Here is a 21,840-nt window from a genome sequence, read left to right on the forward strand (position 1 = left end):
ACCGACCACGAGCATGCTGGCGGATTTCAGACGTCGCGTTCGCCGGGACATGTGCCGTCCGTGGGCGGAGCCCCCTCCGCGGCGGAGCCGCAAAGTGTCGCAGCCGGGAAGGGGCGCCCGCGTGCAGAGCGCGCTAATGGACGCAGCGGGGAGCTCCCAGCCCGGCCGCCTCCCACCCCAGCTATACACTCAGTGTATAGTTCCCGCATGCCTGCTACATACAAGATGCGGAAGCCCGCGACCAGGTTGCGCCCCGGCGCAGCCTTCCTCGGGATCACCGCGCTCGCCGCAACCGCGGCCCTCACCGGCTGCACCAAGCTGGACACCGTCTCCCCCAGCACCGCCCGCAAGGACGCGGCAAACGCGGCGCACGTGAAGACCGCACAGCAGGGCAGCTTCGGCACCGTCGACTGCCGCAGGGCCAAGTGCATCGCGCTGACCTTCGACGCGGGCCCGAGCGAGAACACGCCGCGTCTGCTGAAGATCCTCAAGGACAAGAGGGTGCCCGCCACCTTCTTCACGCTCGGCAAGAACCACATCGCGAAGTACCCCGAGCTGGTCAAGCGGATGGACGCCGAGGGGCACGAGGTCGCGAGCCACACCTGGTCGCACAAGATCCTCACCAAGATCAGCCCGAAGGAGGCGCGCGCCGAGCTGGAGCGCCCCAACAAGGCGATCGAGAAGCTCATCGGCAAGAAGCCGACGCTGATGCGCCCGCCGCAGGGCCGCACCAACGACACCGTCAACAAGCTCTCCCGCGAGCTCGGCCTCGCCGAGATCCTGTGGACGGTGACGGCCAAGGACTACACGACGAACGACTCGGCGCTCATCCAGAAGCGCGTCCTGGAGCAGTCGAGCCGGGACGGCATCATCCTGCTGCACGACATCTACAAGGGCACGGTGCCCGCGGTGCCCGGCATCATCGACGGGCTCAAGAAGCGCGGGTACGTCTTCGTGACGGTGCCCCAGCTGCTCGCGCCGGGCAAGGCGGAGGCGGGCAAGGTCTACCGCTAGGCGGTCCGGCCCACCCGGACCCGGGGGACCCGCTCACCACTCCACGTACAACGCCTCCGGCGACCGATGGATCAGCGTCGGCCGCATCCGCACCGGCGGCCCCTCCGACGCGAGCCGCAGCCCCGGGAAGCGCCGCGTGAACAGCTCCAGGGTGAGGCGGAGCTGTTCGCGGGCGAGCTGCGCGCCGGGGCAGGCGTGCGCGCCGAAGCCGAAGGCGACGTGCCGGGCGACGGGGGTGCGCATGATGTCGAAGACGTCGGGCCGCTCGTACCGCCCCTCGTCCCGCCCCGCCGCGCCGAAGCCGACCAACACCTCGGCGCCCGGGGGCAGTTCGGTGCCCGCGAGGGTGACGGCACGGGTGGTGACCCGGCGGAAACCCTGGAGCGCGGTGTCGTAGCGCGCCGCCTCCTCGATGGCCGCCGGGATCCGCTCCGGCTCCTCGCACAGCAGCTTCCACTGCGCGGGGTGGCGCAGCAGGTGCAGCAGGGTCGTGCCGATCAGGGCCGTGGTGGTCAGGTGGCCGGCGAGCAGGAAGTTCTGCAGGTGGGCGATGAGTTCGCCGCGCTGGCCGACGGTGAGTTCGGGCCCGCCGCCCCCGGGGGCGTCCTCGCCGTCCTGGGGCTCGCCGTCGTCTTCGGGATAGCCGTCGTCGGGCACCAGCGAGGTGACGATCTCGCTGCACAGGTCGTCGCGCGGGGCGGCGTGCCGGTCGCGTACGTAGCCGTCGAGGAGCCGCTGGAGCGCGATCATGTCGCGGGCCGCCGCGATCTGGTCCTCCTCCGGGAGGGGCCGGAACAGCAGCCGCTCGGTGCCGTGGCCGCCGCGCACCACCAGCGGCACGTCCGCCGGGTCGAAGCCGAGGACGTGCCCTATCACCTGGCCCGGCAGGCGCAGCGCGTACGCCTCCATCACGTCCACCGGTCGGCCGGTCCCCGGTGCGGCGAAGGCATCGGCCAGCGCCGCCGCCCGCTCCGCCACGTACGGCAGCGCGGCCGCCACCCGGGCCGGGGCGAGGCCGCGGACGATCGGCGCGCGCAGGCGCTGGTGCGTCGGGCCGTCCGCGGTGATGACGACGGGCCGGCGGACGGCGATGCCTTCGCCGAGGACGGCGAGGGCGGCGGGTGACGGGACGACGTCCCCGCGCACCGCGTTGGCCGACGAGAACACGTCCGGGCGGCGCAGCACCTCGCGGACGTCGGCGTCCCGGGCGACCAGCCAGGCACGCAGCTCGGGCACGTACGTGAGCCCTTCGGCACGCCGGGCGCGGGCGTACAGCGGGTACGGGTCGCGCGTCAACTCGTCGAGCCTGGCGTGCTGTTGCCGGTCCACCCTCCTCATGGTGCCCGAGCCGCGGGGCCGGGTGGAAGGGCGCGGGCGGGCCCCCGCGGGGCTTTCCGGACGTCAGCCGCGCCCTGGGGCCGCGTCCAGTGCCGGGGCGATCACGGCGAACGCCCGGTCGGTGAGCGCGGCCGGGTTCTCGGCGCCGTCGCTGCCGCTCCACCGGTGCAGCACCGCGTCGAAGGCGTTCAGCGCCATCCCGGCGGCGAGGCGCGGATACAGCTCGGCCTCGGCGTCGAGCTCCTGGCGGCGGGCCAGTTCCGCCGCCAGGTCGTCGCGCCACTCCGCCTGCCGCTCCAGGAAGCGGGCGAGCAGCGCGGGGGTGCGCAGGATGAGCTGGACGACGCGCAGCGCCCGGTCGGAGTGGTCGGCGCATTCGCCGAGCGGCACCCAGACGGCGTGCCGCAGCGCCTCGGACGGCCGCTCCCCGGCGGGCCGGGCCGCCAGCTCCGCGCACATGCCGGTGCCCATGTCGGCCAGGAACTGGACGACGACGTCCTCCTTCGACGCGAAGTACCGGAAGAACGTCCGCTTGGACACGCCCGCCGCGGTCACGATCTCGTCGACGGTGACGCCGTCGAACCCCTTCTGCGCGAGCAGTTGAAGCGCCGCCTCGGTCAACTCGTCCGCGACGAGCTGCCGTTTGCGCTGGGCCAGGCTGACTTCGGGACCGGGGGAACCAGGACGAGGGGTCACCCCGCCATGTTACACGCCATGCCCCGCATGGCACTCGGTAACTCATTGACACTCAATGCCACCAAAGGCAGCATGTGCCGCATGACGCAGCAGCAGACGCAACCGCAGGGGCAGCAGGGCGAGCAGGGGACGAAGCGAAAGCCGCGCTGGACCGTCGAGCGGATACCGGACCAGACCGGGCGCGTGACTGTCGTGACCGGGGCCAACAGCGGCCTCGGCCTGGCGACCGCCCGGGCCCTCGCCCGCCGCGGCGCGCACGTGATCCTCGCGGTGCGCGACGAGGCGAAGGGCCGCGCCGCGGCCGCCACGATCACCGCGGAACAGCCGGCCGCCCGCCTGGAGGTACGCCGCCTCGATCTGGCCGACCTCGACTCGGTCCGCGCCTTCGCCACCCGCCTGCGCGCCGACCACCCGCGCCTCGACGTCCTCGTCAACAACGCCGGCGTGATGACCCCGCCCCGGACGCTCACCGCCCAGGGCCACGAGCTGCAGTTCGCCGCCAACCACCTGGGCCACTTCGCGCTCACGGGACTGCTGCTCGACCTCCTACAGAAGGGGCCCAACTCCCGTGTGGTCACGGTAACTTCGACCAATCACCGGCAGGGCCGCCTCTTCTTCGACGACCTCTCCGGGGAGCGCGGTTACGGGCCGATGGCGTACTACAACCAGTCGAAGCTCGCGGGCGCCGTCTTCGGCCACGAACTCCACCGCCGCCTGACCGAGGCAGACAGCCCGGTGCGCAGCGTCCTCGCCCACCCCGGCTACACGGCCACCAACCTCCAGACGACCGCCCCCACGGGCCTGGTCAAACTCCTCTTCGGCCACCTCCTCAAGCCCTTGGCCCAGTCCCCGGACCTTGGCGCACTCCCCCAGCTGTACGCGGCAACGGCACCCGAAGCACAAGGCGGCACTCTCATAGGCCCGGACGGCATGGCGGAACTACGCGGCACCCCGAAGCAGGTCCAGCTCTCCCCCCGAGCCACAAACCCAGAAACGGCCCACCACCTGTGGCACATCTCAGAGCAACTGACGGACGTGCGCTACGAGTTCACGTGCACGGCAGGCGACTCTTGAGCGACGGCAGCGGCCCGATATCAAGCCCGTCCGGCGTTTGAGGACGAGCGCGAAGCGCGATGCTTTTCAGCCCGTCCGGCGTTTGAGGACGAGCGCGAAGCGCGACAATACGGCGCCCCCGTCCAACGGGACCCCGGCCCCAACCTCAGGCAACCGACCCAATCCGCCCAGAAGCCTTCCGCGTTCCATCATGATGGATGGGCGTGTGCGCTCCGGTGAGCGAAACCCCACTCCCACCCCGCCGCGAGGCAACAATCTCCGCAGCGATCGACAGCGCCGTCTCCTCCGGCGTACGCGCCCCGAGGTCGAGCCCGATGGGCGACCGCAGCCGGGCCAACTCCAGCTCGGTGACGCCGACTTCGCGCAGTCGGCGGTTGCGGTCCTGATGGGTGCGGCGCGACCCCATCGCGCCCACATAAGCCACCGGAAGCCGCAGCGCGCACCGCAGCAGCGGCACGTCGAACTTGGCGTCGTGCGTGAGCACGCACAGCACGGTGCGGCCGTCGACCTCGGTGCGCTCCAGGTACTCGTGCGGCCACTCGACGACGATCTCGTCGGCGTCCGGGAAGCGGAGGGGCGTGGCGAAGACGGGCCGGGCGTCGCACACGGTCACGTGGTAGCCGAGGAACTTGCCGATCCGCACCAGCGCGGAGGCGAAGTCGATGGCGCCGAAGACGATCATCCGGGGCGGCGGCACGGAGGACTCCACCAGGACGGTGAGGGGCTGCCCGCAGCGCGAGCCGTCCGCACCGATCTCGACGGTGCCGGTACGCCCCGCGTCCAGCATCGCGCGGGCCTCGCCCGCCACGGTCCGGTCCAGCTCTGGGTGCCCGCCGAACCCGCCTTCGTACCCCGCTGCGGCCGCGGGCGCGGACTCCGTCTCGTACGCGGGTCCGTCGCCGTGCGCGACCCCCTCAAGGCCGGCGCCGCCGTCCGCACGGACCAGCAGCACCCGCCCCATCAGCTCGGCCGGGCCCTCGGTGATGCGCGCCACCGCCGCCGCCTCGCCGCGGGCGGCGGTGGCGAGGGCGGAGGCGAACACCGGCCGCGCGGGACCGTCCGCGCGGACCGGTGTGACCAGGATGTCGATGACGCCGCCGCAGGTCAGGCCCACGGCGAAGGCGTCCTCGTCGCTGTAGCCGAAGCGTTCGACGACGGTCTCGCCGTCGTCGAGCGCCTGCCGGCACAGCTCGTACACCGCGCCCTCCACGCAGCCCCCGGAGACCGACCCGATCGCCGTGCCGTCGCTGTCGACGGCGAGGGCGGCGCCGGGCTGCCGGGGCGCGCTGCCGCCCACCGCCACGACGGTGGCGACGGCGAAGTCGCGTCCCTGCTCGACCCACCGGTTCAGCTCTTCGGCGATGTCCAGCATGTCGGTCTCCTCAGGGGGTCTGCTGAGCCTCCCCGAGAGGCTCAGCGGCTAGGGGGCCGGAGCGGCGCCTCAGTGGACGCCCATCCAGCTTTCGATGGGGCTGAGGGCGAAGTACACGAGGAAGATCAGGGTCAGGCCCCACATGAAGGCCCCGATCTCCCGTGCCTTGCCCTGAGCGATCTTGATGGCGACCCAGGCGATGACACCCGCCGCGACACCGGTGGTGATGGTGTACGTGAAGGGCATCAGGACCACGGTCAGGAACACCGGGATCGCGGTGGCGCGGTCGGCCCAGTCGACGTGCCGGGCATTCATCATCATCATCGCTCCGATGACGACGAGCGCGGCGGACGCGACCTCCTGCGGGACGATCGCGGTGACGGGCGTGAAGAACAGGCAGGCCGCGAAGAACACGCCGGTCACGACGGAGGCGAGGCCCGTACGGGCGCCCTCGCCGACGCCGGTCGCGGACTCGACGAAGACGGTCTGGCCGGAGCCGCCCGCCACACCGCCGATCGCGCCGCCCGCCCCGTCGATGAACAGAGCCTTGGACAGGCCTGGCATGCGGCCCTTGTCGTCGGCCAGATTGGCCTCCGTACCGACGCCGATGATCGTCGCCATCGCGTCGAAGAAGCCCGCGAGCACCAGGGTGAAGACGATCATGCCGACCGTCATCGCGCCGACCTCGCCCCAGCCGCCGAACTCGACGTCTCCGAAGAGCGAGAAGTCGGGCGTCGAGACCGCGCTGCCGTGCAGCTCGGGGGCGCCGTTGGCCCACTGCTTGGGGTTGATGACGTCCATCGCGTTCAGGGCGACAGCGACGACGGTGCCGGTGATGATGCCGATCAGGATCGCGCCGGGGGTGTTGCGGGCCTGGAGCATGAAGATCAGGAGCAGGGTGCCGGCGAAGAGCAGGACGGGCCAGCCCTGGAGCTCGCCGGCCGGGCCGAGGGTCAGCGGGGTCGCCTTGCCCTGGTGGACGAAGCCGCCCTTGACCAGGCCGATGATGGCGATGAACAGGCCGATGCCCATGGTGATGCCGTGCTTGAGCGCGAGCGGGATCGCGTTCATGATCATCTCGCGCAGGCCGGTGACGACCAGGAGCATGATCACCACGCCGTACATCACACACATGCCCATGGCCTGCGGCCAGGTCATCTCGGGCGCGACCTGCGAGGCGATGACACCGGAGACGGACAGTCCGGCGGCCAGGGCCAGCGGCACCTTGCCGATGAAGCCCATGAGGAGCGTGGTGACGGCCGCGGCGAAGGCCGTGGCGGTGATGAGGGCCTTCTGCCCCATCGTGTCGCCCGCCGCGTCCTTGCCGGACAGGATCAGCGGGTTGAGCAGGACGATGTACGCCATCGCCATGAAGGTGGTGATGCCGCCGCGCACCTCACGCGCGACCGTCGATCCTCTGAGGGATATGTGAAAGTACCGGTCCAGCCAAGACCGCCCGGCCGGAACGCGTGAGCCGTGGCCCGCGTCCTCGGCGGTGGTCTTGGGCTCCAGTGACTGCTGGGTCATGGTTGCCTACTCCCAAGGTTCACAGGGGCACCCGCAGTGCTGCGGGATTTGGGATGGTGCGTGGGCTGCACGACCCGGGGGACGGCCCGAGACGGACTTAAGGAGAGGGGGTCCGGGGGACGACAGTCCCCCAGCTCCCTTTTTCTGCTGACCCCGGAGGGCTTACGTGCCGGTGAGGTGTTCGGGACGTACCGGCGTCTTGTTGAGCTCCAAGCCCGTCGCGTTCCGGATCGCCGCGAGGACGGCCGGGGTGGACGACAGGGTCGGGGCCTCGCCGATGCCACGGAGCCCGTACGGGGCGTGCTCGTCGGCGAGTTCGAGCACGTCGACGGGGATGGTCGGCGTGTCGAGGATGGTGGGGATCAGGTAGTCCGTGAAGGACGGGTTCTTCACCTTCGCGGTCTTCGGGTCGACGATGATCTCCTCCATGACCGCGACGCCCAGGCCCTGGGTGGTACCACCCTGGATCTGGCCGAGCACGGACAGCGGGTTGAGCGCCTTGCCGACGTCCTGCGCGCAGGCGAGCTCGATGACCTTGACCAGGCCCAGCTCGGTGTCGACCTCGACGACCGCGCGGTGCGCGGCGAAGGAGTACTGGACGTGGCCGTTGCCCTGCCCGGTGACCAGGTCGAAGGCCTCGGTGGGGCGGTGCCGCCACTCGGCCTCGACCTCGACGCTCTCACCCTCCAGGACGTCCACCAGGTCGCCGAGGACCTCGCCGCCGTCGGTGACGACCTTGCCGCCCTCGAGGAGCAGCTCGGCGGTGGCCCAGGCGGGGTGGTACGTACCGAACTTGCGGCGGCCGATCTCCAGGACCTTCTCGCGGACGAGCTCGCAGGAGTTCTTGACGGCGCCGCCGGTGACGTACGTCTGCCGTGACGCGGACGACGACCCTGCGCTGCCCACCTGGGTGTCGGCGGGGTGGATGGTCACCTGTGTGACGCCCAGCTCGGTCCGGGCGATCTGCGCGTGGACGGTGACGCCGCCCTGGCCGACCTCGGCCATCGCGGTGTGCACGGTCGCGACGGGCTCGCCGTTGATGACCTCCATGCGCACCTTGGCGGTGGAGTAGTCGTCGAAGCCCTCGGAGAAGCCGACGTTCTTGATGCCGACCGCGTAGCCCACACCGCGTACGACGCCTTCGCCGTGCGTGGTGTTGGACAGGCCGCCGGGGAGCTGGCGGACGTCCGCGCCCTCGGAGCTCTCCCACTGGCGCTCGGGCGGCAGCGGGCGGGCCTTGACGCGGCGCAGGATCTCGGCGACCGGGGCGGGCGAGTCGACGACCTGTCCGGTCGGCAGGAGCGTGCCCTGCTCCATGGCGTTGAGCCGGCGGAACTCGACCCGGTCCATGCCCACCTTGTCGGCGAGCTTGTCCATCTGGGCCTCGTAGGCGAAGCAGGCCTGGACGGCGCCGAAGCCGCGCATCGCGCCGCACGGCGGGTTGTTGGTGTAGAGGGCGATGGCCTCGATGTCGACGTCGTCGACCACGTACGGGCCGACCGACAGGGACGAGGCGTTGCCCACGACCGCCGGGGAGGCCGAGGCGTAGGCGCCGCCGTCCAGGACGATCCGGCACTTCATGTGCGTGAGCTTGCCGTCCTTGGTGGCGCCGTGCTCGTAGTGGAGCTTCGCCGGGTGGCGGTGGACGTGGCCGAAGAAGGACTCGAAGCGGTTGTAGACGATCTTGACCGGCTTGCCGGTGCGCAGCGCCAGGAGGCAGGCGTGGATCTGCATCGAGATGTCCTCGCGGCCGCCGAAGGCGCCGCCGACGCCGGAGAGCGTCATGCGCACCTTCTCCTCGGGCAGGCCGAGGACGGGGGCGATCTGTTCGAGGTCCGAGTGCAGCCACTGGGTGGCGACGTACAGGTCGACGCCGCCGTCCTCGGCGGGCACCGCGAGGCCGGACTCCGGGCCGAGGAAGGCCTGGTCCTGCATGCCGAAGGTGTACTCGCCCTTGACGACGAAGTCGGCCTTCTTCGCCGCCTCGTCCGCGTTGCCGCGGATGATCGGCTGGCGGTGCACGATGTTCGGGTGCGGGACGTGCCGGGAGTGCTCGTCGTCGCGGCCCTCGTGGACCAGGATCGCGTCGGGAGCGGTCGCGGACGCCTCGTCCGTGATGACCGGGAGCTCCCTGTACTCGATCTTGATCTTCGCGGCGGCGCGGCGCGCGGTCTCGGGGTGGTCGGCGGCCACGAGGGCGACCGGCTCACCGTGGTGGCGGACCTTGCCGTGCGCGAGCACCGGCGTGTCCTGGATCTCCAGGCCGTAGTTCTTCATATCGGCCGGCAGGTCGTCGTAGGTCAGCACGGCGTAGACACCGGCCTGGGCGAGCGCCTCGGAGGTGTCGATCGAGACGATCTCGGCGTGCGCGACCGTGGACCGCAGGGTCTGGCCCCACAGCATGTCCTCGTGCCACATGTCCGAGGAGTACGCGAACTCGCCGGTGACCTTCAGGGTGCCGTCGGGGCGCAGCGTGGACTCGCCGATGCCGCCCTTGGTCTGCGAACCCTGGGTGATCTTGGTGGGGGCGCCGGTCGTACGTGTGGATCCCATGGTCAGACCGCCTCTTCCTGCCGGTCCTGGCGGGCGGCCGCGAGGCGGACGGCGTCCAGGATCTTCTCGTAACCGGTGCAGCGGCAGAGGTTGCCGGAGAGCGCCTCGCGGATGTCCGCGTCGGTGGGCTGCGGGTTGTGCTCCAGCATCTCGTCGGCCGCGATGAGCAGGCCGGGGGTGCAGAAGCCGCACTGGACGGCGCCCGCGTCGATGAACGCCTGCTGGATTGGAGAGAGCGTCGCACGCGGGAAGGAAGCGGTGCCCTCGCCGGTCTGCGAGTCCGTCGCCTTGGCCGGATTCGCCCGCCACTGCTGGGCTTCCTGAAGCGACGTACCGCAGGCGCCGGACGCGCAACCGCCGTGCTCCTCGCGCTGCTTGGCGAAGTCGGCGAGACCCTCGACGGTGACGACCTCGCGGCCCTCCACCTGCCCCGCCGCGACCAGACACGAACACACCGGCACGCCGTCGAGGCGGACCGTGCAGGAACCGCACTCGCCCTGCTCGCAGGCGTTCTTGGAACCCGGCAGGCCCATGCGCTCACGCAGGACGTACAGCAGGGACTCGCCCTCCCACACGTCGTCGGCTTCCTGGGGACGGCCGTTGACCGTGAAGTTGACACGCATTACGCGACTCCCTCCGTGCTGCGGCCCTTGCCGCGATAGGACTCCCACGTCCAGCCGAGCGTGCGGCGGGCCATGATGCCGACGGCGTGGCGGCGGTAGCTCGCGGTGCCGCGGACGTCGTCGATGGGGTTGGCGGCACCGGAGCAGAGCTCCGCGAACTGCTTGGCGATCGACGGGGTGATGATCTTCTTGCTGTCCCAGAAGCCGCCCTCTTCGAGCGCCGCGTTCAGGAACTCCTCGGCGGCCTCGGCACGGATCGGCGTCGGGGCGGCCGAGCCGATGCCGGTGCGCACCGTGCGGGTCTCGGGGTGCAGCGCGATGCCGAAGGCGCACACGGCGATGACCATCGCGTTGCGCGTACCCACCTTCGAGTACTGCTGCGGCCCGTCGGCCTTCTTGATGTGGATGTTCTTGATCAGCTCGTCCGGCGCGAGGGCGTTGCGCTTGACGCCGGTGTAGAAGGCGTCGATCGGGATCAGCCGGGAGCCGCGTACGGACTCCACCTCGACCTCGCAGTCGGCGGCGAGCAGCGCAGGGTGCGCGTCACCGGCGGGCGAGGCGGTGCCGAGGTTGCCGCCGACGCCGCCGCGGTTGCGGATCTGCGGCGAGGCGACGGTGTGCGAGGCGAGCGCCAGGCCGGGCAGCTCGGCGCGCAGGTTCTCCATGATCTGGGTGTACGGAACCGAGGCGCCGAGCCGGACGGTGTCCGCACCGACCTCCCACTCCCGCAGCTCACCGATGCGGTTGAGGTCCAGCAGGTACTCCGGACGACGGTGGTCGAAGTTGATCTCGACCATGACATCGGTGCCACCCGCAATCGGCACAGCGGTGGGGTGCTCGGCCTTCGCGGCGAGCGCCTCCTCCCAGCTGGCGGGGCGAAGGAAGTCCATGAGTGGCTCTCTCTTCGTAATCGTGCCTGGCGGCCGGGCTCCCGCGGGGAGACCGGCCGGGGCTCACTAGGCTGACGAGCCGGGGCGAGTGATCCGGCCAAGCTGGCCCTTCGCCTCTCGACTACTCGTTCATGTGCTGTTAACGCGGAGTGGGGCAAGTACACCGCCCGGTCGTCCGATGGGGTCAGTCACCGAAACCATGAAGGAGTTGGCTGGCCAAGGCGCGAGTCTTGTAGATTCGTATGAAGAACGGGCCTCAGTAACCTCGCGGAATCCCCCTGGAAACCGTGGCGCCTTTGGGGCACCGCGGCCCCCGGACCGCCGGGAGCCACGGCCACACGTGAAATCGAGACAGATCGGCGGCGACGACACCATGCGGCTGCGCGCACTCCTTGACACCGACGCGCTGGGCCTCAGGCTGCTCGGCGGCGAGGACGAGCTCGATCGCACCGTCCGTGGCGTGATGACCACGGACCTGCGCGACCCCAGCCGCTATCTCGCGGGCGGGGAGCTGGTGCTCACCGGTCTCGCCTGGCGCCGGGACGCCTCGGACAGCGAGCCTTTTGTCCGTATTCTCGCAGCCGCCGGGGTCGCGGCGCTGGCCGCCGGCGAGGCGGAGCTCGGCGACATCCCCGACGACCTCGTGGAGTCCTGCGCCCGGCACCGGCTGCCGCTGTTCGCAGTCAACGAGTCGGTGGCGTTCGCGACGATCACCGAGCATGTCGTGCGCCAGGTGTCCGGCGAGCGGGCCGGTGACCTGGCGGCCGTGGTGGACCGGCACCGCCGCCTGATGACGTCGGGCCCCGCGGGCGGCGGCCCCGACGTGGTCCTCGACCTGCTCGGCTCGGACCTGGACCTGCGCGCCTGGGTGCTCTCCCCCGCGGGCCGCCCGGTCGCCGGATCCAGCACGGCTGGGCCCGCCCTGCCCAAGGCGGTCTGCGCGCGGCTCGCCGGGGAGCACCTGGCCGCCGCCCGCACCGGCCGCCGCGGCCCGCACCGGGTGAACGTGGACGGCGTGACGTACTCGCTGTTCCCCATCCGCTCCAGCGGCCGGGGCGCGGTGAACGCCTCCCGGGACGTGCGCGAGACGGTCCTGTCGGACTGGCTGCTCGCCGTCGAGGCGGACGCGGGCGACTGGCCCGAGGAGCGGCTCGACCTGCTCCAGGGCGTCACCCAGCTCATCGCGGTGGAGCGGGACCGCAGGGACGCGGCGCGGACGGTGCGCCGACGCCTGGCCCAGGAGGTCCTCGAGCTCGTCCAGACGGGTGCGGCGCCCGCCGAGATCGCGGCGCGGCTCCGGGTGGCGGCGCCGGTGCTGCTTCCGGGGCTCGGGGCGGCACCGCACTGGCAGGTGGTCGTGGCGCGGGTCGAGTGGGACGGCGGGAGCGCCGGGGAGATCGAGGGCGGGCCTGTGGCCCAGGCCCTCCTGGAGGAGATCCTGGTCGACCCGGCCACATCGGGACCCGACCCGTCCGACCGCATCGCGGTGGCCCACACCGGCGACGAGGCCATCGCCCTCGTGCCGCTGCCCGCGCTGCCGGCCGAGGCCGAGGGAGCCGAGCCGGGGCTGCTCGCCGACTCGCTGCTCGCGGCCGTGCGGGACCCGCTGTCGGCGGGGCTCGCGGACGACGGGCGGCTCACGCTCGGCGTCAGCGCGTCCGTGCACTCCGCGGAGGGGCTGCGGGGCGCCCTGGAGGAGGCGCGGCACGCCCGCAGGGTCGCCGCGGCGCGGCCCGGCCGGGTGTGCGCGGCGGGCCACCAGGAGCTGGCCTCGCACGTCCTGCTGCTCCCCTTCGTTCCCGACGACGTCCGCCGCGCCTTCACCGCGCGGCTCCTGGACCCGCTGCGCGAGTACGACCGCAGGCACCGCGCCGAACTCATCCCCACCCTGGAGGCGTTCCTCGACTGCGACGGCTCCTGGACGCGCTGCGCGACGCGGCTGCACCTGCACGTCAACACGCTGCGCTACCGGGTCGGGCGTATCGAGCAGTTGACGGGCCGTGACCTTTCCCGACTTGAGGACAAGCTGGACTTCTTCCTGGCCCTGCGCATGAGCTGAGCCCCGGGGGCCGGTCCGCACGGGCCCCGCCGGTCCCGCCTGCCCCTCGCTCCCCCCGCGCCCGCCTCTCGATTGCCCCTCGCCTGCCCCTGAATTGCCCCGCGATCTCCCCGCGCCCCTTCCCCCTCCTTTGTGAAATCTTTCACCCATCCCCTTGGCCGGGCGCGCCGATCCGTGCTGAGATGCGCCCACGACTCAACAGCTCAATGGCGCGCTAGGGGAGGGCAACGTGGCGCATACCGCCATGTCTGGTACCGGAACGAACGCAGGGCACGATCCACTCCAGACCGCGGTATGGCGGCTGCGCTCGCGCGGCTGCTGGACCGACGCGGCGGCGCTGCTCGCCACCCGTGAGGGCGCGGACGCCGCCGTCCAGAGAACCTCGCTGCTCGTCGAGCGGTGCCTGTTCACCGGGGACGGGTGGGACGAGGCGGAGGACAGCCTGCGCACCGCGGAGGCGGTGGCCGACGACGACGAGGCGCGCGGCGCCGCGGCGTGCGAGCGCGGCCAACTCGCGTACGCCGCAACCGTATTGAACGTACGAGACCGGGCCGACGAAGCCCGCACGGCACTCGGCCGCGCCGCCGCGCTCCTCGCCCCCGGCTCCGCCGGGCGGCCCCTCCTGGACTTCCGTCGCGGCCTGATCGCCGAGCACATCGCGGACTCGCCGCAGGCCGCCCGGGCCGCCTACCGCCGCGCCCACGCCGGCGCGACCGCCCACGACGACCCGCTCCTGCTCTCCTTCACCTGGCGCCACCTGGCCGGACTCGCCCTGCGCGAGGGCGAGTTGGCCGACGCCCGGCACGGCTTCGGCGAGTCCCTGCGGCTGCGCGAGGAACTCGGCTTCCTGGTCGGCACGGCCCCGGCCCTCGCGGCCCTGGCCGACGCCGAACCCGAACCGGAGGCCACCCGCCTCCGCGCCGAGGCCACCCGCCTGTTCCGTCTCCTCGGCGGGGTGCCGTCCTGGCTGGCGACCCAACTGACGCCACCGGCACCGGCGGCGTGAGGATCGGGGTTCAGGCGTCTCCGCCCGCGAAGTGTTCGCGCACCAGGGACTGGACGACCGGCAGGTCGCGGGCGACCAGGGCCTCCAGGAGGGCCGTGTGTTCGGCGGCGTCGGCGACCAGGTCGGCGCGGCGGCCGGTGACGGGGCCGGTGACCAGGGGCCACTGGGAGCGGCGGTGCAGGTCGTCGGCGACCTGGACGAGCTGCCGGTTGCCGGAGAGGCCGAGCAGGGCGCCGTGGAAGGCACGGTCCGCCTCGGCGTAGCGGGCGAGGTCGGCGCAGGCCGCGGCGGCCACGGTCGCCTCGGCCAGCGGGCGGAGCCGGGCCCACTGTTCGGCGGGCACGCTGCGGGCGAGGCGCAGCATCACGGGGACCTCGATGAGCGCCCGCACCTCCGCCAGTTCCCCGAGTTCGCGCGCGCTGCGCCGGGTGACCCGGAAGCCGCGGTTCGGGACGACCTCCACCGCGCCTTCGAGGGCGAGTTGCTGCATCGCCTCGCGCACCGGCGTCGCGGAGACGCCGAAGCGGTCACCGAGGGCGGGCGCGGAGTAGACCTCGCCCGGGGCGAGTTCGCCGCCGACGAGGGCGGCACGCAGGGCGTCGAGCACCTGGCCGCGTACGGAGGTGCGCTGCACGCTCCTGCGCGGGGCCGGGACGCCGTGCTGCTCACTGTGCTCACCCGGGGCCGGCACGCCTCGCCCGCCCGGGGCCGGAGCGCCGCGCTCGCTCGGGGCCGCGGCGCCCGGCTCACCGGGCGCCGACTCGTCGAGCAGCGTGGACTTCCCCAGCTCCCCCAGCTCCCCCAGCTCTCCGAGCTCCTCCAGCGTCAGCTCGTCGGACGCGGTGCGGTCGTCGCAGGGCTCACCGTGCGTGTGCTCGCCGCGCGCCACCCGCTCGCCGCGCTGCGCCCCCGGCTGCTCCGGCACACGCACAGCGGCGCACCGGGCGGCGACGTCCGCCGCTCGCGCTCTCGCCCGCTCCACCCATGCCTCCCGCGATCCCGTGCCCCGACCGTCCGAAACGTACGAGAAGCACCATAGGCGGACAGGACCGCAGTTGAAACCTCGATCATGTTGGGTAAGGTTAGGCTAACCTGCAATCGATCGTGATTCGGTGGTCCCCGCGCATGTCCGTTCCCACCCTGGAAAGCGGCGCCCGACGTACGGAGCGCGCTCAGAGCCCCGTCAGCGCCGCCTATGCCCGCCTCACCGAGGTGTTCCCCGGGCTGCGCGTCCAGGAGCTGGCCGAGGACGAACAGGCACCCCGGGGCGGCGGCTGGGTGAGCGCGGCGCGGCTCGCGGAGGGCGGCGCCGAGTTCGAGGAGTTCCTCGCCTGGGACGACGCGCAGGTTCTGAAGGACTACGGACAGCAGGCCCGGCCGGACGTCGTCGCCAGCTTCGCCCTGCACCGCTATGCCTGGCCCGCCACGCTGCTGTTCACCGTGCCGTGGTTCCTGCAGCGCCGCGTCCCCCGTTACCCCGTCGGCCAGGTCTCCTTCCAGCGCGCGTCCGGCAGGCTGGCCGTGCACACGGAGGCCTTCGCCTGCCTGCCGGACGACCCGGCGGCCACGCTGCCCGGCGCCCGCGTCGTACCGGACGAGGAGGCGCTGCGCGCCGAGGTGCGGGCGGCCGTGGCGGAGCACATGGGCCCGCTGCTCGACGGCTTCGGGCCGCGCATGCGGCGCCGGGGCCGCGCGCTGTGGGCGGTCGCCACGGACGAGATCGTCGAGGGCCTGTGGTACGTCGCCCATCTGCTCGGCGAGGAGCAGCGCGCGACGGCCGAGCTGGAGCAATTGCTTCCGGGCGCCACGAAGCCGTACGTCGGCACGGCCGCCTTCCGCGAACTCACCGGGCCGGACGGCGAGAAGCTGCCGACCCGGGACCGCGCGAGCTGCTGCATGTTCTACACGCTGCGCCCCGCCGACACCTGTGTCACCTGTCCGCGCATGTGCGACGCGGACCGCGTCGCACGACTGACGGCCGAGGCCACGGCGGCGTAGGCGGCAGCGGCGCCGCAGAACTGACGCCCCGCCCCCGTCTCGCCGCACCCGCCACACCCCAGGCCACGCCTCGCTCCACCACACCACGAGGCCTACCTTCGCGCGAATTAATCGAACTCAACCCCCGCCCCTCTCGCATGAGTTCGAGGTATTCGGCGCTCGGTACGGCATTCACCACCCCCTTGGCGTCCTCTTGCCGGAAAACCGCCTTGAGCGCCGTGCGGCGTGGGCCACTATGGCGCCCGAAAACGCCCTACCGCGACGCAAGGGACGCCAGATGAAACTGACCGAGATATCGCTGGACTGGCTGCTGCCCGGCGGCATCCTGCTCCTGGGCATGGCAGTGGCGGTGGCGGTGCTCGCGCGGGGCAAGAAAGCCCAGGCGAAGGGGGCCCGCTCCGCCATGGACGACTCGTGGGAGCGCAGCGAGGAGCGCCGCCGCCGCAAGGAAGCCGTCTACGGCACCGCCTCCTACGTCCTGCTCTTCTGCTGCGCGGCCGTCGCCGCCGCCCTCTCCTTCCACGGCCTGGTCGGCTTCGGCCGGCAGAACCTGAACCTCTCCGGCGGCTGGGAGTACCTGGTCCCCTTCGGCCTCGACGGCGCCGCCATGTTCTGCTCCGTCCTCGCGGTGCGCGAGGCCAGCCACGGTGACGCGGCGCTCGGCTCGCGCCTGCTGGTGTGGACGTTCGCGGGTGCCGCCGCCTGGTTCAACTGGGTGCACGCGCCGCGCGGCATCGGGCACGCGGGGGCCCCGCAGTTCTTCGCCGGGATGTCGCTGTCGGCGGCGGTCCTCTTCGACCGCGCGCTGAAGCAGACCCGCCGCGCCGCCCTGCGCGAGCAGGGCCTCGTACCGCGGCCGCTGCCGCAGATCCGCATCGTGCGCTGGCTGCGGGCGCCCCGGGAGACGTTCGGCGCGTGGTCGCTGATGCTGCTCGAAGGCGTACGCACGCTCGACGAGGCCGTCGAGGAGGTGCGCGAGGACCGGCGCGAGAAGGAGCAGGCGCGGACACGGCGCCGGGACCAGGAGAAGCTGGAGCGGGCGCGGCTCAAGGCCATCAGCCGGGGGCACGGGCCCCGTGGGTACCACGGGCGTGCCGGGCGGCAGGTCGAGGTGCAGGTCGGCTCCGCGGGCGGGTCCGCGCAGGTCGGCGCGGACCCTGCCATAGTGGCGCCGCCGCCCTCCCCACCACCGCAGGAAGAGCTGCCCGTACGGTCCCGGCCCTCCCTTCAGGCCGTCCCGAATGACCCGGCCGCCGGTCCCGTGACCGTCGACCTCACGGCCGAGGACGACACCCAGACGCTGCCGCGTCTGGACTCGCTGGAACAGAAACTGAAGGACCTGGAGCAGCAGTTCGGCTGACCGCGTGCCGTGGTCACCGCCACGGGGGCTCCGCCCCCGAACCCCCGCTCCTCAAACGCCGGAGGGGCTATATCCCCCACCCACCCGCCCTTTCATCGCGCTGCCGCGCTCGTCCTCAAACGCCGGACGGGCTGAAATCCCCCCGGTCCGGCTGTTCCGGAAGGTAGTAAGGGCGGGTGGGTGGGAAAAGCCCGTCCGGCGTTTGAGGACGAGCCGCGAAGCGGCGACAGCCGGGGGTCCAGGGGGCAGAGCCCCCTGGTTACGGGAAGGGGCGCCCGCGCGCGGAGCGCGCTGATGGATGCAGCGGGGAAAGCCCCGCAGGGCCTCACCCCCCACCCCCCTCCAGCTCGAACCACACCACCTTCCCCACCTCCTGCGCCCGCACCCCCCACGCGTCCGCGAGGGACTGGACGAGGAGGAGCCCCCGCCCGTGGGTGTCCTCGCCGTCGTCGGGGGCACCCGGCCGCGGCCGGCACCCCACGAAGTCGCGGACCTCGACCCGCAGCCGCCGCACCCCCACCGTGGCAGTGAGAACCGCCTCCCGATCGGTGTGCACGAGCGCGTTCGTGACCAGCTCGCTCGCGAGCAGCTCCGCGGTCTCGGCCCGCCCCGGCCGCCCCCAGTGCCGCAGCAGCTCCCGCAGCTCCCCCCGGACCTCGGACACTGCCCGCAGGTCGGCGCGCCCCAGTCTGCGCCGCAGCTGGACGCCGCCGGCAGCGAGGGCGCCCGCGGCCGGCTCGTCCGCTGGTTTCGGAACGGACGCCTCCACGCCGATGGAACCGATGGAGGCGCCTCCTCTTAGGTGTCTCGTCATGAACCCCGCCCACCCGATGACCAAGCCCCCCGCCCGGCCGCTGCACTCAACTCGAACACGCTCACGGAATGCATGCCCGCCCCTCCAGACGGCACGCATGTCCATTCGTCAACCAAAGAAGCGGATGCGCCGATGGGTTGAGGGGAAGTGAAGCCGAGTACTCCCCGATCGACCCACGACCGACAGGCAACCGATCCACCATCGGCACCCGATCGGCCCGTGCCCCCCGATCGATCCACCCACGTGAGCGACCACGCGAAGGAGCCGCCGTGCACGACGACCGACAGCTGGTGGAGGAGCGCCTGGACCGCGCGCTGCGGCAGTTCATCCGGCCCGCCCAGTACGCGGCCCGGGCACCGCTCGCCCTCTCCGTGTGGCACGCGCCGGGCGAGCCGGTGCCCGTGCTGGACGCCCTCGCGGCCGCGTACGAGCCCTTCGAGGCCGGGAGCGACTGGGGGAAGCCCTGGTCGACGAGCTGGTTCCGGCTCGAGGGCGAGGTGCCGCAGGAGTGGGAAGGGCGGCATGTGGAGGTGGTGATCGATCCAGGGTTCACCGGGGACGGGCCCGGGTTCCAGGCCGAGGGTCTGGTGTACGACGCCTCGGGTGTGCCACTGAAGGGCATTCACCCGCGCAACCGTCATGTGCCGGTGGCCACCCGCGCGCGGGGCGGCGAGCCGGTACACCTGCTGCTGGAGGCAGCAGCCAACCCGGCCGTGCTGCACGACTTCGTACCGACCCCGCTCGGCGACGTCCTGACGGCCGGCGATCGGCCCATCTACCGATTCGCGGCTGCCGACCTCGCCGTACTGGACGAGGACGTCTGGCAGCTCGTCCTGGACATCGAGGTCCTGTCGGAACTCATGCGGGAGCTGGACGCGGGGCGGCAGCGACGCCAGGAGATCCTGCGGGCGATCGAGGACATGCTGGACGCGCTCGATCTGCACGACGTGTCCGGCACCGCCGCCGCGGCCCGCGCCGAGCTCGCCGAGGTGCTCGCGCGGCCCGCGCACGCCAGCGCCCACCGCGTATCGGCAGCCGGGCACGCGCATATCGACTCGGCGTGGCTGTGGCCGCTGCGCGAGACGGTGCGCAAGGCGTCCCGGACGTTCGCCAATGTGACGGCGCTCGCGCGTGACTATCCGGAGCTGGTGTTCGCGTGCTCGCAGGCGCAGCAGTACGCGTGGGTCAAGGAACACCAGCCGCACATCTGGGAGCGCATCAAGAAGGCCGTGGCGGAGGGCAATTGGGCGCCGGTGGGCTCCATGTGGGTGGAGTCGGACGCCAACATGCCGGGCGGTGAGGCGCTGGCCCGGCAGATCGTGCACGGGAAGCGGTTCTTCCAGGAGGAGTTCGGGGTCGAGACGGAGGAGATCTGGCTGCCGGACTCCTTCGGATACACCGCCGCTTTCCCGCAGTTGGCGAAGCTCGCGGGCGTACGGTGGTTCCTCACGCAGAAGCTGAGCTGGAACCAGTCCAACAAGATGCCGCACCACACCTTCTGGTGGGAGGGCATCGACGGGACCCGGGTCTTCACGCACTTCCCGCCGGTGGACACGTACAACTCGCAGCTCCACGCCTCCGAACTCGCCCACGCGGAGCGGAACTTCGCCGACAAGGGCCGTGCCACCCGCTCCCTGGTGCCGTTCGGCTGGGGCGACGGCGGCGGCGGTCCGACCCGCGAGATGCTGGAGCGGGCGCGCCGGCTGCGCTCCCTGGAGGGCTCGCCGCGCGTCGAGGTCGAGAAGCCGTCGGCGTTCTTCTCGGCGGCCGAGGAAGAGTACGGCGAGCGGGCGCCGGTGTGGTCCGGCGAGCTGTATCTGGAGCTGCACCGGGGGACGTACACGTCGCAGGCCGCCACCAAGCGCGGCAACCGGCGCAGCGAACACGCCCTGCGCGAGGCCGAGTTGTGGTGCACGGCGGCCGCCGTGCGGGACCCGGCGTACGCCTATCCGTACGACGACCTGGACCGGCTGTGGCGGACGGTCCTGCTGCACCAGTTCCACGACATCCTGCCGGGCTCGTCCATCGCCTGGGTGCACCGGGAGGCCCGCGACACCTATGCGCGGGTGCTCGCCGAGCTGGACTCGCTCACCGCGGAGGCGGTGCGGCACCTCGGTGGCGGCGAGGCCTCGGTGCTCAACGCGTCGCCGTACGAGCGCGGTGACGTAGTCGAGCACGAGGGGCGGCTCGTGCACGTGAACGTCGGCGGGTTCGGCACCCAGGAGCTCGCGCGGGCCGCCGGGCAGGAGCGGGACGCGGGCGCAGTGACGTCCGCGACCCGGACCGGGCAGGAGATCGTGCTCTCCAACGAGCATCTGCGGGTGACCGTCGACTCCGACGGGCTCCTCGCCTCCGTGCTCGACCGGGCCGCCGACCGCGAGGTCCTGGCCCCCGGCAGCCGCGGCAACCTCCTCCAGCTCCACCCCGACCACCCCACGCACTACGACGCCTGGGACCTCGACCAGCACTACCGCCACCGGCACACCGACCTCACCGGGGCGGAGTCGGTGGAGCTGGTGGAGGACGGGCCGCTGCGGGCGTCCGTGCGGGTCGTGCGGTCCTTCGGGGCCGGGTCGCGGATCACGCAGGAGCTGCGGCTCGCCGCGGGCAGCCGGCGCCTCGACGTGGTCACGGAAGTGGAGTGGCACGAGTCCGAGAAGGTGCTCAAGGCCGCGTTCCCGCTGGACGTGCAGGCCGAACGGTCGGCTGCGGAGATCCAGTTCGGGCATGTGCACCGGCCCACGCACGCCAACACCACGTGGGACGCGGCGCGGTTCGAGATCTGCGCGCACCGGTGGCTGCGGGTCGCCGAGGACGGGTACGGGGTCGCGGTGCTCAACGACTCCACGTACGGGCACGACGTGACCCGCGCCCCGCACGCCGAGGGGCTCGGCACGACCGTCCGCCTCACCCTGCTGCGCGCGCCCCACAGCCCCGACCCCGAGACCGACCTCGGCACCCACCACTTCACGTACGCGCTGCTGCCCGGGGCCGAGACCGGCGACGCGGTCGCCGAGGGGCTCGCCCTGAATCTGCCGCTGCGGGTCGCCGCGGCGCCCGCTGTGGCGCCCCTCGTGCGGGTCGATCATCCCGGGGTGACCGTCGAGTCGGTCAAGCTCGCCGAGGATCGCAGTGGCGATGTGGTGGTGCGGTTGTACGAGTCCCGGGGCGGGCGGGCCCGTACCGTCCTGACGACGTCGTTCCCCGTCACCCGCGCCGACGTCACGGACCTCCTGGAACGCCCCCTCCACGCGGCAGCCACCTCCGGCGCGGGGCTCTCCCTGACCTTGCGGCCCTTCCAGGTGGTGACTCTGCGACTGCGTCCGGCGTAGCCCTCGCGGGTGCGCCCCGCTGCGTCCATCAGCGCGCTCCGCGCGCGGGCACCCCTTCCTGGCTGCGACACTTCGCGGCTCCGCCGCGCGGGGGGGGCTCCGCGCCGCCGGAGGGCTCCGCCCCCAGACCCCCGCTCCTCAAACGCCGGAGGGGCTATATTTCCCCGCCCACCCACCCCACCAC

General features: G+C 72.4%; 16 protein-coding genes. 7 read left to right on the forward strand and 9 right to left on the reverse strand.

Going from position 1 to position 21,840, the window contains the following annotated elements; genetic code table 11:
* The first annotated feature begins 225 nt into the window (after positions 1-225).
* Entirely contained in the window at positions 226-1,014 is a 789-nt protein-coding gene (locus tag AC0KTA_RS07545; RefSeq protein WP_481056344.1) for a polysaccharide deacetylase family protein, read from the forward strand.
* A 33-nt stretch (positions 1,015-1,047) separates the two neighbouring features.
* Here AC0KTA_RS07545 and AC0KTA_RS07550 read toward each other — a convergent pair whose 3' ends face one another.
* On the reverse strand, positions 1,048-2,343 hold the full coding sequence (locus AC0KTA_RS07550; RefSeq protein ID WP_481054332.1) for a cytochrome P450: 1,296 nt from the start codon (positions 2,341-2,343) through the stop codon (positions 1,048-1,050).
* A gap of 72 nt (positions 2,344-2,415) precedes the next feature.
* Entirely contained in the window at positions 2,416-3,048 is a 633-nt protein-coding gene (locus AC0KTA_RS07555) for a TetR family transcriptional regulator (protein WP_481054333.1), read from the reverse strand.
* 81 nt (positions 3,049-3,129) lie between these two features.
* On the opposite strand from AC0KTA_RS07555, the gene AC0KTA_RS07560 reads away from it, so the two are divergent.
* Entirely contained in the window at positions 3,130-4,122 is a 993-nt protein-coding gene (locus tag AC0KTA_RS07560) for an oxidoreductase (RefSeq protein WP_481054334.1), read from the forward strand.
* 145 nt (positions 4,123-4,267) lie between these two features.
* Here AC0KTA_RS07560 and AC0KTA_RS07565 read toward each other — a convergent pair whose 3' ends face one another.
* The 5 genes from AC0KTA_RS07565 to AC0KTA_RS07585 all read right to left on the reverse strand — a co-directional run bounded on the left by AC0KTA_RS07565 (position 4,268) and on the right by AC0KTA_RS07585 (position 11,087).
* Positions 4,268-5,494 carry an XdhC family protein gene (locus AC0KTA_RS07565; RefSeq protein WP_481054335.1) on the reverse strand — a complete coding sequence of 409 codons (1,227 nt, stop codon included), beginning with the start codon at positions 5,492-5,494 and terminating at the stop codon, positions 4,268-4,270.
* A 69-nt stretch (positions 5,495-5,563) separates the two neighbouring features.
* Positions 5,564-7,021 carry an NCS2 family permease gene (locus AC0KTA_RS07570; RefSeq protein ID WP_481054336.1) on the reverse strand — a complete coding sequence of 486 codons (1,458 nt, stop codon included), beginning with the start codon at positions 7,019-7,021 and terminating at the stop codon, positions 5,564-5,566.
* Positions 7,022-7,183: 162 nt separating this feature from the next.
* Positions 7,184-9,574 (reverse strand): xanthine dehydrogenase family protein molybdopterin-binding subunit, encoded by a 2,391-nt coding sequence (locus tag AC0KTA_RS07575; protein WP_481054337.1) that lies wholly within the window; start codon positions 9,572-9,574, stop codon positions 7,184-7,186.
* Between the two features lie 2 nt (positions 9,575-9,576).
* Positions 9,577-10,197, reverse strand: coding sequence for a (2Fe-2S)-binding protein (locus tag AC0KTA_RS07580; RefSeq protein ID WP_481054338.1), 621 nt, complete (start codon positions 10,195-10,197; stop codon positions 9,577-9,579).
* Positions 10,197-11,087, reverse strand: a complete 891-nt coding sequence (locus AC0KTA_RS07585) for an FAD binding domain-containing protein (RefSeq protein ID WP_481054339.1) — start codon at positions 11,085-11,087, stop codon at positions 10,197-10,199. The genes AC0KTA_RS07580 and AC0KTA_RS07585 overlap by 1 nt, the downstream gene beginning before the upstream one ends.
* 373 nt (positions 11,088-11,460) lie before the next feature.
* Between AC0KTA_RS07585 and AC0KTA_RS07590 the strand changes: the two genes are divergently transcribed.
* Together AC0KTA_RS07590 and AC0KTA_RS07595 are read left to right on the forward strand one after the other, a co-directional pair.
* Positions 11,461-13,146: a PucR family transcriptional regulator gene (locus tag AC0KTA_RS07590; RefSeq protein ID WP_481056345.1), complete on the forward strand. Its 1,686-nt coding sequence runs from the start codon at positions 11,461-11,463 to the stop codon at positions 13,144-13,146.
* Between the two features lie 229 nt (positions 13,147-13,375).
* A complete protein-coding gene (locus AC0KTA_RS07595) occupies positions 13,376-14,152 on the forward strand; it encodes a hypothetical protein (RefSeq protein WP_481054340.1) in 777 nt (258 codons plus the stop codon).
* A 10-nt stretch (positions 14,153-14,162) separates the two neighbouring features.
* Here AC0KTA_RS07595 and AC0KTA_RS07600 read toward each other — a convergent pair whose 3' ends face one another.
* Positions 14,163-15,077 (reverse strand): GntR family transcriptional regulator, encoded by a 915-nt coding sequence (locus tag AC0KTA_RS07600; protein WP_481056346.1) that lies wholly within the window; start codon positions 15,075-15,077, stop codon positions 14,163-14,165.
* Between the two features lie 200 nt (positions 15,078-15,277).
* Here AC0KTA_RS07600 and AC0KTA_RS07605 point away from each other — a divergent pair, with 200 nt between their 5' ends.
* A complete protein-coding gene (locus AC0KTA_RS07605) occupies positions 15,278-16,150 on the forward strand; it encodes a (2Fe-2S)-binding protein (RefSeq protein WP_481054341.1) in 873 nt (290 codons plus the stop codon).
* A 277-nt stretch (positions 16,151-16,427) separates the two neighbouring features.
* Positions 16,428-17,510 carry a DUF2637 domain-containing protein gene (locus AC0KTA_RS07610; protein ID WP_481054342.1) on the forward strand — a complete coding sequence of 361 codons (1,083 nt, stop codon included), beginning with the start codon at positions 16,428-16,430 and terminating at the stop codon, positions 17,508-17,510.
* Between the two features lie 325 nt (positions 17,511-17,835).
* Here the strand turns inward: AC0KTA_RS07610 and AC0KTA_RS07615 are convergent, their stop codons facing one another.
* Positions 17,836-18,324: an ATP-binding protein gene (locus AC0KTA_RS07615; protein WP_481054343.1), complete on the reverse strand. Its 489-nt coding sequence runs from the start codon at positions 18,322-18,324 to the stop codon at positions 17,836-17,838.
* A 269-nt stretch (positions 18,325-18,593) separates the two neighbouring features.
* On the opposite strand from AC0KTA_RS07615, the gene AC0KTA_RS07620 reads away from it, so the two are divergent.
* Positions 18,594-21,656: an alpha-mannosidase gene (locus AC0KTA_RS07620; RefSeq protein WP_481054344.1), complete on the forward strand. Its 3,063-nt coding sequence runs from the start codon at positions 18,594-18,596 to the stop codon at positions 21,654-21,656.
* The last annotated feature ends 184 nt before the right edge of the window (positions 21,657-21,840 follow it).

It is taken from the genome of Streptomyces sp. Y309 (genome assembly GCF_056712025.1).

Excerpts from the sequence above, each read along its gene's own strand:
- AC0KTA_RS07545 (WP_481056344.1), top strand. The coding sequence starts at position 226 with ATGCGGAAGCCCGCGACCAGGTTGCGCCCCGGCGCAGCCTTCCTCGGG.
- AC0KTA_RS07560 (WP_481054334.1), top strand. The coding sequence starts at position 3,130 with ATGACGCAGCAGCAGACGCAACCGCAGGGGCAGCAGGGCGAGCAGGGG.
- AC0KTA_RS07565 (WP_481054335.1), bottom strand. The coding sequence starts at position 5,494 with ATGCTGGACATCGCCGAAGAGCTGAACCGGTGGGTCGAGCAGGGACGC.
- AC0KTA_RS07570 (WP_481054336.1), bottom strand. The coding sequence starts at position 7,021 with ATGACCCAGCAGTCACTGGAGCCCAAGACCACCGCCGAGGACGCGGGC.
- AC0KTA_RS07575 (WP_481054337.1), bottom strand. The coding sequence starts at position 9,574 with ATGGGATCCACACGTACGACCGGCGCCCCCACCAAGATCACCCAGGGT.
- AC0KTA_RS07580 (WP_481054338.1), bottom strand. The coding sequence starts at position 10,197 with ATGCGTGTCAACTTCACGGTCAACGGCCGTCCCCAGGAAGCCGACGAC.
- AC0KTA_RS07585 (WP_481054339.1), bottom strand. The coding sequence starts at position 11,087 with ATGGACTTCCTTCGCCCCGCCAGCTGGGAGGAGGCGCTCGCCGCGAAG.
- AC0KTA_RS07590 (WP_481056345.1), top strand. The coding sequence starts at position 11,461 with ATGCGGCTGCGCGCACTCCTTGACACCGACGCGCTGGGCCTCAGGCTG.
- AC0KTA_RS07605 (WP_481054341.1), top strand. The coding sequence starts at position 15,278 with ATGTCCGTTCCCACCCTGGAAAGCGGCGCCCGACGTACGGAGCGCGCT.
- AC0KTA_RS07610 (WP_481054342.1), top strand. The coding sequence starts at position 16,428 with ATGAAACTGACCGAGATATCGCTGGACTGGCTGCTGCCCGGCGGCATC.
- AC0KTA_RS07615 (WP_481054343.1), bottom strand. The coding sequence starts at position 18,324 with ATGACGAGACACCTAAGAGGAGGCGCCTCCATCGGTTCCATCGGCGTG.